9 protein-coding genes and 1 pseudogene are annotated in these 11,182 nt (G+C 73.6%); 3 read left to right on the top strand and 7 right to left on the bottom strand.

The genetic code is table 11. From position 1 onward, the window contains the following. Positions 1-90 precede the first annotated feature (90 nt). From ACF1A5_RS26445 to ACF1A5_RS26415, 7 genes and pseudogenes are all read right to left on the bottom strand, one after another. Positions 91-459 (bottom strand): cupin domain-containing protein, encoded by a 369-nt coding sequence (locus tag ACF1A5_RS26445; protein ID WP_392195366.1) that lies wholly within the window; start codon positions 457-459, stop codon positions 91-93. Between the two features lie 12 nt (positions 460-471). Continuing rightward, on the bottom strand, positions 472-888 hold the full coding sequence (locus ACF1A5_RS26440; protein WP_392195365.1) for a vitamin K epoxide reductase family protein: 417 nt from the start codon (positions 886-888) through the stop codon (positions 472-474). A gap of 67 nt (positions 889-955) precedes the next feature. Further along, positions 956-1,195, bottom strand: a pseudogene (locus ACF1A5_RS26435) (vitamin K epoxide reductase family protein); the annotation flags it as partial. Beyond that, a complete protein-coding gene (narI, locus tag ACF1A5_RS26430) occupies positions 1,192-1,974 on the bottom strand; it encodes a respiratory nitrate reductase subunit gamma (protein ID WP_392195364.1) in 783 nt (260 codons plus the stop codon). The pseudogene ACF1A5_RS26435 and the gene narI, both read right to left, overlap by 4 nt. Further along, a complete protein-coding gene (gene narJ, locus ACF1A5_RS26425) occupies positions 1,971-2,777 on the bottom strand; it encodes a nitrate reductase molybdenum cofactor assembly chaperone (protein ID WP_392195363.1) in 807 nt (268 codons plus the stop codon). Before narJ ends, narI begins: the two co-directional genes overlap by 4 nt. Next, a complete protein-coding gene (gene narH / locus ACF1A5_RS26420) occupies positions 2,774-4,309 on the bottom strand; it encodes a nitrate reductase subunit beta (protein WP_392195362.1) in 1,536 nt (511 codons plus the stop codon). The genes narJ and narH overlap by 4 nt, the downstream gene beginning before the upstream one ends. 1 nt (position 4,310) lies before the next feature. After that, complete coding sequence (locus tag ACF1A5_RS26415; protein ID WP_392195361.1) at positions 4,311-8,039, bottom strand: nitrate reductase subunit alpha; 3,729 nt, start codon at positions 8,037-8,039, stop codon at positions 4,311-4,313. A 541-nt stretch (positions 8,040-8,580) separates the two neighbouring features. Between ACF1A5_RS26415 and ACF1A5_RS26410 the strand changes: the two genes are divergently transcribed. The 3 genes from ACF1A5_RS26410 to ACF1A5_RS26400 are packed head-to-tail and all read left to right on the top strand — an operon-like array spanning position 8,581 to position 10,946. Next, positions 8,581-9,159, top strand: a complete 579-nt coding sequence (locus ACF1A5_RS26410; protein ID WP_392195360.1) for a hypothetical protein — start codon at positions 8,581-8,583, stop codon at positions 9,157-9,159. 43 nt (positions 9,160-9,202) lie between these two features. Beyond that, positions 9,203-10,450, top strand: a complete 1,248-nt coding sequence (locus tag ACF1A5_RS26405) for a nitrate/nitrite transporter (protein ID WP_392195359.1) — start codon at positions 9,203-9,205, stop codon at positions 10,448-10,450. Between the two features lie 19 nt (positions 10,451-10,469). Beyond that, the gene (locus tag ACF1A5_RS26400) at positions 10,470-10,946 is read left to right on the top strand and encodes a hemerythrin domain-containing protein (protein ID WP_392195358.1); all 477 of its coding nucleotides are present in this window, start codon (positions 10,470-10,472) and stop codon (positions 10,944-10,946) included. Positions 10,947-11,182 lie beyond the last annotated feature (236 nt).

Here is an 11,182-nt window from a genome sequence, read left to right as displayed (position 1 = left end):
TGTCGCAATCCACACCAGGCCAGAGGGCCCTCACCCATTTCAAGATCTCTCAGCCGAGACCTGCGTCACCAACCTCCGTGGACAGAACACCTAGGGCGCGTCGGAGTCGGTGCCGGCGTCGGCGTCGCCGGGCGCGGAGGGCTCCGGGACGGGCAGCACGGTCAGGAGCATGACGCTGGGTTCGACGGCGCGCACGGAGTGCGGCAGCCGCGCGGGCAGGTGGATCCAGCTCCCGGGCCCGGCCTCGGTCCTCTCCCCGCCCAGGTCGAGTGCGAGACGCCCTCGCACGACCTGGATCACCACGGGCAGGGCGGAGGTGTGCTCGGTCAGCTCCTGGCCCTCCGCGAAGGAGAAACCGACCACGCGCAGCCGGTCGTCGCGGTACAGGACGTGGCTGAGGGTGCGGTCCCCGGCCGGGGGCAACTCGGCGGCCAGGTCGTGGATCACGGTGGCGGACATGGGGGTCCCTCCTCACTCCTCAGGCGACCGTAGTGCGTGGACCCGCCGGCGCGCTGGGGCCGAAGGTCCCGGCGGAAGGACCGCCGGCGGCGCCGATCCCCGCGGGGCACCGCTCCAGTACGGCCGGAAGCGGGTCAGGACCAGCAGCGCCGGCACCGCGTACCAGCCGCCGAGCAGCATCCAGTGCGTGTCCCGGACGAAGGTGAGCACTCCCCGCGGCACCGGGAGGACACCGTGGTGCAGGCAGTGCAGGGTCACGGCCCAGAACAGGGCGATGGTGACGGCCCGGACGACGACGCAGTAGGGGCAGAGCTTGTTCAGCTCGTACAGCGACTGCCCGAGCAGCCAGTGCACGAACACCGCCCCCGCCGGCGTCCCGGCGTCCAGCGCCCACCACAGCCGCCGGTGCAGGCGCGCCCCGGCCGGCACCGCCACCCCCCGGGGCGGCCACCGCGGCGAAGGCGCCCAGTCCGAGCAGCATGTTGGGGAAGCCGAACAGGCTGCCCTGCCGGCTGGACATGGCGCTGCCGTAGCTCACCACGGGGTTGATGTCGCAGGGCGGACGGTAGGCGGGGTCCTTCAGCAGCCGCCAGTCGTCCACGGCGAGCCGGAACGAGGCGAGCCAGCCGACGACCCCCGTGACCAGCAGCACCAGGCCCGTGCGGCGGCCCGCCGCCACGCCGTCGGCGCGCCCGGCCCGCGTGGCGCCGGGGGCGGCCCCCTGCCGGTGGATCATGCCGCGCGCCGGGACGAACGGACGGGGCGAGCCGGAGGACGGCGGCCCGGCGCCCGCCCCGGGACCGCCCGCCCGCGGTAGACCAGATACGGCCGGACGAGATAGCCGACCGGGGCACTCCACACGTGCACCAGTCGCGTGAACGGCCAGGCCGCGAAGAGCAGACAGGCCGTCAGGGCGTGCAGGCGGAACAGCAGGGGGGCACCGGCGATCGCCTCCGGCTGCGGCTGGAGGGCGAACAGGCCGCGGAACCAGACGGAGACGGTGGCGCGGTAGTCGTAGCCGGGGCCGAAGACGTTGTGGGCGGCGGTGGCGGTGATGCCGAGCAGGACGGTGGCGGCCAGCAGCGGGAACAGCAGCTTGTCGCTGCGGTCGGTACCGAGCCGGATGCGGCGGGCCAGCAGCCGCCGTGCGCACAGCATGCCCAGACCGGTGACCATGGCGGCACCGGCCACGGAGCCCGCCCACACGGCCGTGGTGTGATAGGCGTGCTCGCCGATGCCGGCGGCCCCGGTCCACGCGGCGGGCACGGCCAGCCCCACCACGTGCCCGGCGATCACCATGAAGGCGCCCAGGTGGAACAGGGGGCTGCCCCAGCGCAGCCAGCGGTGTTCCAGCAGCTGGCTGGTGCGGGAGGTCCAGCCGAACTGGTCCTGCCGGTAGCGCCAGACGTGCCCGACGGCGAACACGGCGAGGCAGAGGTAGGGCACGGCGACCCACAGCGCGAGGTCGGCGGCGCTCGTGGTCGCGGCGGCCAGGGGGGAGGCTGCGGTGCTCATCGGGAACCCTCCGGAAGCGACGCGGGGCGGGGAAGGCCGGGTGGGGCCTGCTCGGGCGGCATGAAGGTGTCCGGCGGAGCGAACTCGCCCCACCCGTAGGGCGCCAGGCCGACCTCCTCGGTCGGCGGGCCCTGCGCGGCCAGCTCGGCCACGGCGCGCAGGTCGGCGTCGGTGGGCGGCGGCATCAGGGTGAGCAGCGCCGCCGGCACGTGCCGGTAGGGGGAGTCCGCGTCGCTCAGCGCCCGGTGGATCAGCTCCAGGCCCCGCCGGTGCTGCCGCAGCGGCGCCTCGCCCGCGCGCGGACCGGCGAGCGCGGCGAACTCCAGCACGACCGGCAGGTGGTCGGGCAGTTCACCGCCGCCGATCTCCCAGCCAGCGGCCCGGTAGCGCCGGGCCAGGGTGAGCAGGGCCATGCCGCGGCGGCGGGTGTCGCCGTGCAGGTAGTAGGTGAGGTAGAGGCTGCTCTTGCGGCGCAGGTCGAACATCTCGACGTAGTGCCGCTCCAGCGCATCCGGCTCCTGGGCGGTGAACCACTCGCTGAAGGCGGCCAGTTCGGCGGCGGCCGGGGACGGGGGCAGCGCCTGGACGGCGGCGGCCACGGTGGGCCGCGCCGCGGTCAGCTCCGCGTCGGGGTACTGCAGCAGCAGCGACAGCAGCCGCAGCAGCAGGGCCCGGTCCTGAACTTCCTCGGGCGTGAGCGAGGACGGCCGGCGCACGGCCGCCCGCAGCCGGGTGCGCACGAGGGCGGGGATGGACGGGGGTCCCCCCGGGCGTCCAGAACTGGGGGAGGGCAGCGGGCTCACGGGCGGCCTCCGGCGGGGGCTTCGGGGTTGCGGCGGCGCAGGGTGGGGATGCCGAGCATGACCTTCCGCCCGTCCGGCTCACCGGAGCTCTCCACCGGGCAGCGGTTCTCCATGGCGGTGAGTGCGGCCGCGTCCTCCTTGTGGGCGGCCGGGACGACGTACCGGTCCTTGTACTTGGCCACCGCCAGCAGCCGGTGCAGGTCCTCCGCCTCCCGGGGGGTCAGCCCGACGGCCCGGACCGTGGCCCCGTCGTCGGGCTCGCCCAGGGTCTTCCGGCGCATGTACGAGCGCAGCGCGGTCAGCTTCATCAGCACCCCGGCGACCACGTCGGTGTCCCCGGCGGTGAACAGGCTCGCCAGGTACTCCAGGGGTATGCGCAGCCGGGTGACGGCGGCGAAGACGTGGTCGGGGTCGTCCTGATCGCCGCCCGCCACGGTCACCGCGTCCAGGACGGGCGAGAGCGGCGGCACGTACCAGACCATCGGCAGCGTTCGGTACTCCGGATGCAGCGGGAGCGCCACCTTGTACCTCGACACCAGTGCGTACACCGGGGAGCGGCGCGCGGCGTCCAGCCAGTCCTCGGGGATGCCGGACTCCCGGGCCGCCGCGATCACCCCGGGGTCGTGCGGGTCGAGGAAGACCTCGCGCTGGGCGTCCAGCAGGTCCTGCTCGTCGGGGGTCGCCGCGGCCTCGCCCACCTTGTCGGCGTCGTACAGCAGCAGTCCCAGGTAGCGCAGCCGGCCCACGCACGTCTCCGAGCAGACCGTGGGCTGCCCGGCCTCGATGCGCGGGAAGCAGAAGGTGCACTTCTCCGCCTTGCCGGTGGCGTGGTTGACGTACACCTTCTTGTACGGGCACGCCGTCACGCACATCCGCCAGCCCCGGCAGCGGTCCTGGTCGACCAGGACGACGCCGTCCTCGACCCGCTTGTACATCGCGCCGGACGGACAGGCCGACACACAGGCCGGGTTCAGACAGTGCTCGCACAGCCGGGGCAGATGGAAGAGGAAGGTCTGCTCGAACTCGAACTTGACCTTCTCGGCCCACGCGCCGCTCAGGTTCGGGTCGCCGCCGGCGTGCTCGGGCGCGCCGCCCAGGCCGTCCTCCCAGTTGGCGCCCCAGGTGATGGAGGTCGGCCTGCCGGTGAGGACCGAGCGGGGGCGGGCGACCGGCATGTCCGGGCCCGCGGGGGCGCTGACCAGGTTGTCGTAGTCGTACGTCACCGGCTCGTAGTAGTCCTCGATGGCCGGCAGGTCCGGGTTGGAGAACAGCGACAGCAGCCGCTTGACCCGACCGCCGGAGCGCAGCACCAGCCGGCCCCTGCGGTCCAGCGTCCAGCCGCCCTTCCACTGGTCCTGGTCCTCGTAGCGGCGCGGATAGCCCACGCCCGGCTTGGTCTCGACGTTGTTGAACCAGGCGTACTCCACCCCGGTCCGGTTGGTCCAGGTCTGCTTGCAGGTGACCGAACAGGTGTGACACCCGATGCACTTGTCGAGGTTCATCACCATCGCGATCTGTGCCATCACGCGCATCTCAGTACTCCACTTGCTGGCTGCGGCGGCGGATCACGGTGACCTCGTCACGCTGGTTGCCGGTCGGGCCGTAGTAGTTGAAGGCGTAGGTGAACTGGGCGTAGCCGCCCGCCAGATGGGTCGGTTTGAGCAGCAGCCGGGTCAGCGAGTTGTGGATGCCGCCGCGCTTGCCGCTGACCTCGGTCCTCGGCACGTTCACCGTGCGGTCCTTGGCGTGGTACATGTACACCGTGCCCTCGGGCATCCGGTGGGTGACCACGGCACGGGCGGCCACGACGCCGTTGCGGTTGTACGCCTCGATCCACTCGTTGTCCTTCACGCCGATCCTCTCGGCGTCCGCGGTGGACATCCAGATCACCGGGCCGCCGCGGGACAGGGCGAGCATGTAGGCGTTGTCCTGGTACTCGGAGTGGATGGACCACTTGGAGTGCGGGGTCAGGTAGCGCACGGTCACCTCGGCCCGGCCGTCCTCGTGCAGGTGTTCGTCGCCGTAGTGCCGGATCGCGTTCAACGGCGGCCGATAGACGGGTAGTTGTTCGCCGAGTTCGGCCATCCAGTCGTGCTGGACGAAGAAGTGCTGGCGTCCGGTGAGGGTGTGCCAGGGCTTCTTGTGCTCGACGTTGATCACGAAGGGTGAGTAGCGGCGCCCGCCGGCCTCCGAGCCCGACCACTCGTACGAGGTCATCACGGCGCGGGGCTGGGTGCGGGTGTCGGCGAACGTGATCCGCTCGGCCTCGCGTTCGGAGGCCAGCTCCACCAGGCCCTCGCTGCCGGTCTGCCGCTCGAGCTCCCGGAAACCCTCGGTCGCCAGGCGGCCGTTGGTGGTGCCGGACAGCGCGAGGATCGCCTCGCACATGTCGGTGGCGGTGGCCAGCGACGGCCGGCCGGCGCCGACGCCGTCGCGCACCGTGCCGCAGCGGTGCCGCAGCTCCTCGACCTCCCGGTCCGGGTGGACCGTGACGCCCTTGGTGGTGGTGCCGAGGGTGTCCAGCAGCGGTCCCACGGCCCGGATCTTCTGCGCCACGGCCGCGTAGTCCCGTTCCACCACGACCAGCTTCGGCATCGTGCGGCCCGGTATCGGCTCGCACTCGCCGGTCTTCCAGTCCCGTACCACCCCGCCCGGCTGGGCGAGTTCGTCCGGGGTGTCGTGCGTCAGCGGCACGGCCAGGACGTCGGTGCGGGTACCGAGGTGCTCCGCCGCGAGTTCGCTGAACCGGTCGGCGATGGTCAGGAAGGTGTCGTAGTCGGTGCGGGCCTGCCAGGGCGGGGCGATGGCCGGGGTGAAGGCGTGCACGAAGGGGTGCATGTCCGTGCTGGACAGGTCGTCCTTCTCGTACCAGGTCGCGGCCGGCAGGACCACGTCGGAGAGCAGGCCGGTGGAGGTCATCCGGAAGTCCATGGAGACCAGCAGGTCGAGCTTGCCCTCGGGGGCCTCCTCGTGCCACACCACCTCCTCGGGCCGTTCTCCGGGCGGGGTCTGCGCGGAGCGGACCGCCGCGTCCGTGCCCAGCAGATGGCGCAGGAAGTACTCGTTGCCCTTGCCGGAGGAGCCCAGCAGGTTCGCCCGCCACACGGTCAGGACCCGGGGGAAGTTGGCCGGGTCGTCCGGGTCCTCGGCGGCGAACCTGAGCCGCCCGGACTTCAGTTCGTCCACGATGTGCTCGGCGACCCCGCGCCCCTGGGCCGCCGCCTCGTCGGCCAGGTCCAGCGGGTTGCGGTTGAAGCCGGGGTGGCCCGGCGTCCAGCCCAGCCGCACGGCCTGCGCCAGGCAGTCCGCGAACGCCTTGCCCTTGAACCGGCCCGCGCCGAGCGGGGAGGCCAGCTCCTCGGGGCCGAAGGCCTCGTAGCGCCACTGGTCGGTGTTCAGATACCAGTAGGAGGTGCCCGCCATGTGCCGGGTGGGCCGCTGCCAGTCGAAGGCGAACGCCAGGTGCTGGAAGCCGGTCAGCGGACGGACCTTCTCCTGGCCCACGTAGTGCGCCCAGCCGCCGCCGTTGACGCCCTGGCAGCCGGTCATCGTGGTAAGCGCAAGGAAGGACCGGTAGATCGTGTCGGAGTGGAACCAGTGGTTGGTGCCCGCGCCCATCGCGATCATCGACCGGCCGTTCGTACGCTCGGCGTTGCGGGCGAACTCCCGGGCGATCCGGGCCGCCTGCCCGGCCGGCACGGAGGTGACGGTCTCCTGCCAGGCCGGCGTGTACGGCTCGCTCGCGTCCTCGTACGAGGCGGGCCAGCTGCCCGGCAGACCGGGCCGGGCCACGCCGTACTGGGCGAGCATGAGATCGAAGACGGTGGTGACGAGGCGCCCGCCGAGCCGCCGGGCGGGCACCCCGCGCACCATCACCGAGCCGCCCTCGGTGGCCCCTTCGTCGAACCGGGGCAGTGCGACCTCCACCGTCTCCTCGGCCCGCTCCAGCAGGCTCAACTCGGGTTCCACGCCGCCCAGGTCGAGGTTCCAGCGGCCCTGCTCGGCCTCCCCCCACCGGAAGCCGAGCGAGCCGCCCGGGACCACCGGCTCGCCGGTGGCCCGGTCCAGCAGCACCGTCTTGAACTCGGCGTTCCCTGCGCTCGCCCTGTTCGCCGTCTTCTCCGCGTTCTCTCCGCCGAGATCGGCGGCGGTCAGGAACCCGTCCGGGACGAGCCCGTGGGCGCTCTCGCGCAGGGTCACCAGGAACGGTGCGTCCGTGTAGGTGCGCAGGTAGTCGCGGAAGTAGGGCACTTCGCGGTCGACCAGGAACTCCCGCAGGATCACATGCCCCATGGCCATCGCCAGCGCGCCGTCCGTGCCCGGATGCGGGGCCAGCCACTCGTCGGCGAACTTGACGTTGTCCGCGTAGTCGGGGCTGACGGCGACGACCTTGGTGCCGTTGTAGCGGGTCTCGGTGAGGAAGTGCGCGTCCGGGGTGCGGGTGACGGGGATGTTGGAACCCCACATGACCAGATAGCCCGCGTTCCACCAGTCCGCCGCCTCGGGCACGTCGGTCTGGTCGCCGAACACCTGCGGCGAGGCGACCGGCAGGTCGGCGTACCAGTCGTAGAACGACAGCAGCGTGCCGCCGATCAGCGACATGAACCGGGAGCCGGCGGCGAAGGACGCCATGGACATCGCCGGGATCGGCGAGAAGCCCGCCACTCGGTCGGGGCCGTGGGCCTTGATGGTGTGGACGTGGGCGGCGGCCACCAGCTCGGCCACCTCGTCCCAGTCCGCGCGCACCAGGCCGCCCTTGCCGCGCGCCCGCTTGTACGCCCGCGCCTTCGCCGGATCGGAGGTGATCTCCGCCCAGGCCGCCACCGGGTCGCCCAGCCGCCGCCGCGCCTCCCGCCACAACTTCAGCAACGCGCCGCGCACATACGGGTAGCGGACCCGGCTGGGGGAGTAGGTGTACCAGGAGAACGACGCTCCGCGCGGGCAGCCGCGCGGTTCGTACTCGGGGCAGTCGGCGCCGATCGACGGGTAGTCGGTGGCCTGGTGCTCCCAGGTGATGATGCCGTCCTTGACGTACACCATCCACGAGCAGGAACCGGTGCAGTTGACGCCGTGGGTGGAGCGGACGACCTTGTCGTGCGCCCAGCGGTCCCGGTAGAAGCCCTCCCACGCGCCGTCGTTCGTGCCGAACACGGCGCGCCCGTCGGCCGACACCTCACCGCGCGTCAGCAGCCGTCGCCCCGCGAGCGGCCAGTCCTGAGCGCCGCGCGGCGTGCGACGCCGCCCGTTCTGATCGTTCTCCATGGCCAGGAACCTAGGCCCCGGGGATCGCCGCGCACCTGGGCCCGGCGGCCCCCGCGCACGGCCCTCCCGGCCCTGTCCCAGGGGCCCCGACAGGGCCCAACGGTCCCGAGGACCGGGACCGGTCGGACGGGTGGACGGCCGGGTCCGGCGGTGCATGCTGACAGCGATCGAACCGCAGATGCCCATCTGTCCGGTACGACCGCATGTCATGACCGCCGGGGCGGGCTCTCCCCCGTGCCGGCTCCGGCGGCCCTGGCGCGTACGGCGCGTGTCACCCGGTTCGGTCGTGCGTCCGGCCGCCCACCGCGGCCGGACGCGGCGTCCGCCCGTCCGGCGCAGGCGTCCGCGGCACCGTACCCGCCCCGCTCCGGACGAGCACACGCACCCGCACCGGCCGGCCACGCCGGCCGCGACCCGCTGGAGACACCGCCATGAGCGCGCTCGTCCTCGCCTCCACCCCCGAGGCTCCAAGGGGCGGGCCGCGCTGCGGGCCGTACTCGAACGGGGCCGGCCGGTACGGCTCGCCCCGCTCAACCTCGGTGTGGCGCTGACCGCGCTGCCGCTGCCCGGACCGGCGGGCACCGCGGGCGTGCTGCTGGCCGCGTCGGCCGGGGCCGCGTTCCTGGCCCTGACCGTGCGGGTCCTCGTCCTCGGCGGCCGCGCCCGGCCGGGAGCGGAACACCGTCCGGGCGGTGCCGGGCGGAACCCCGCCCTGTGGGGCGCCGCCGCGGGAGCCGTGCCGACCGTGCCGGCCGTGATCGTGGCCAACAGCGGCGGGGACGCCGGCGCCCCGGCCGCGGCCGGCGGCCCACCGGGTGCGGCTGCGGGCACCGTCCGGACCGTCTCCGTCACCCTGGCCGACACGCGCCACCGTCACCTCCACGCCCTGCCGGCCGCGGCGGTGGCGGCGCCGTCGATCCACAACACCCAGTGGGGTGACTCCGCCGTGCCGCCGGACGCGGGGCGGGGCTTCGGTCCCGGTCCCCGGCCGCGGCACCCCGCCCAGGGACCGTCTGCCCGGCGGCAAGGACTGATGGCCCATGCCGGTGCGGGGCCGCGCACAAGGACAGTTGCTGTGCTGTGCCGGGACGCGGGCATGGGGCCCGCGGTGCCGGTGTGAAAGCGGTGGCACGTACCACCGTACGAGGAAGGGGACGGACAGCATGGTCCACATGCCGAGAACGCAGAGCGACGGACTGTCGTCGAGGACACCGGTGGCCGGCCGGGCGTGGCTGATGCTGGCCCTGGCCACGGTCGGCTTCGCCGTGAACTTCTGGGCGTGGGCGCTGCTGAGCCCGCTCGGCCCCCGGTTCCGGGACACCCTGGACCTGACGTCCTTCGAGCAGTCGCTGCTGGTCGCCGTGCCGGTCGTGGTCGGCTCCCTGGGCCGTATCCCGGTGGGCGCGCTGACCGACCGCTTCGGCGGCCGGGTCATGTTCCCGATCGTGTCCGCGGCCACCATCGTGCCGGTGCTCTACCTCGGCCTGGCCGGTCACTCCTCGCTCGCCGCGCTGCTGGCCGGCGGGTTCTTCCTCGGCATGGGCGGCACCGCCTTCGCGGTCGGTGTGCCCTTCGTCAGCGCCTGGTTCCCGCCCGAGCGGCGGGGCCTGGCGATAGGCGTCTTCGGCATGGGCATGGGCGGCACCGCGATCAGCGCCCTCACGACGGTGAAGCTGGTGGCCGCGAACGGCATGGCCAACCCCTTCCTGATCACCGCGGCGGTCCTCGGGGCCTACGCGCTGCTGGCCGCGCTGGTGCTGCGGGACGCCCCCGGGCGCACGGTCCCGACCGAACCCCTCACCCGCCGACTCGCCGCCACCCTGCGGCTGGGCGTCACCTGGCAGGCGTCCGCCCTGTACGCCGTGGCCTTCGGCGGCTACGTCGCCTTCTCCGTCTACCTGCCCACCTACCTCAAGACCGGCTACGGCCTCACCCAGGCCGACGCGGCGAACCGGATGGCCGGTTTCGTCCTGCTCGCGGTCGCCATGCGCCCGGTCGGCGGCTGGCTGTCGGACCGCATCGGACCCGTGCGCGTCCTGGCCGGCACGCTGTCCGTGGTGCTGGCGGCGGCGCTGGTGCAGTCGCTCACCCCGGCCCTGGCCCCGATGGGCACCATCGCCTTCCTGTCCATGGCCGCCGCGCTGGGCGCGGCCAGCGGGGCGACCTTCGCGCTGGTGGCGCTGCTGGCCCCGCCCGAGCAGGTCGGTTCGGTCACCGGAGTCGTCGGCGCCGCGGGCGGCCTGGGCGGCTTCGTCCCGCCGCTGGTGATGGGGTCCCTGTACGGCGCCTACGGCTCCTACGCGGTCGGCCTGCTGCTGCTCGGCGTGGTCGCTGCGGCGGCACTGACCTTCACCGGCACCGGCGTGCGCCACGCGGTGACGCGCCGTACGGCGCCCGCCCAGACCCACTGAACGCCTCCGGAGCCCCGCGATGTGCGAGTACTGCGGCTGCCAGTCACTGGCGGCCATCGACGAACTGACCCGCGAGCACGACGAGGTCGTCCGCGTGATCAGCCATCTCCGTACCGCCCACCGGGAGGGTGACGTGGGCCGGGCCGCGCACCTCGCCCGCCGGATGGCGACCGTGCTCGGCCCGCACACCCGGGTGGAGGAGCACGGGCTGTTCCCCGCCCTGGCCGGGGACTTCCCCGACCAGATCGCCGCCCTGGAGGCCGAGCACCGCGCTGTCGAGGCGGTGCTGGCCGAGGCCGCCGGCGGTGTCACGCCCGCGGATCCCTCGTGGCCGGACCGGCTGATGGCGGCCATGGCCGTGCTGCGCGACCACATCCTCAAGGAGCAGGACGGCGTCTTCCCGGCGGCGCTCGCCACCCTCGGCCCCGAGGAGTGGGAAGCGGTCGAGGCCGTACGCGCGGCGGCGGGCGGCGCGCTCCCCAAGCCGGCCGCCTGACCGGCGCGACTTCTCCGGCGCACCGGGCGGCGGGCCGCCCGCCGCCGTCCGGTCCACGGTCCCGGAGGTCCGGTCCACGGTCCCGGCGGTCCGGTGTGCGGCCCGGGCGGTCCGGTGTGCGCGTGGCCGTCCGGGCGCGGCAGCAGTGTTCCGGGCGTGGCTGTTGACCATCGGGGGGACGATGGTCGTACAGTCGGACCCGGCCGGACCGATCACGACGGGTCGCGTGCCCGGGA

Source organism: Streptomyces sp. NPDC014864, from assembly GCF_043081525.1.
Lineage (GTDB): Bacteria > Actinomycetota > Actinomycetes > Streptomycetales > Streptomycetaceae > Streptomyces.
The sequence above is the reverse complement of the archived record's forward strand: the minus strand, read 5'-3'. Positions and strand labels throughout refer to the sequence as shown.

Excerpts from the sequence above, each read along its gene's own strand:
- ACF1A5_RS26445 (WP_392195366.1), bottom strand. The coding sequence starts at position 459 with ATGTCCGCCACCGTGATCCACGACCTGGCCGCCGAGTTGCCCCCGGCC.
- narI (WP_392195364.1), bottom strand. The coding sequence starts at position 1,974 with ATGAGCACCGCAGCCTCCCCCCTGGCCGCCGCGACCACGAGCGCCGCC.
- narH (WP_392195362.1), bottom strand. The coding sequence starts at position 4,309 with ATGCGCGTGATGGCACAGATCGCGATGGTGATGAACCTCGACAAGTGC.
- ACF1A5_RS26415 (WP_392195361.1), bottom strand. The coding sequence starts at position 8,039 with ATGGAGAACGATCAGAACGGGCGGCGTCGCACGCCGCGCGGCGCTCAG.
- ACF1A5_RS26405 (WP_392195359.1), top strand. The coding sequence starts at position 9,203 with ATGGTCCACATGCCGAGAACGCAGAGCGACGGACTGTCGTCGAGGACA.
- ACF1A5_RS26400 (WP_392195358.1), top strand. The coding sequence starts at position 10,470 with ATGTGCGAGTACTGCGGCTGCCAGTCACTGGCGGCCATCGACGAACTG.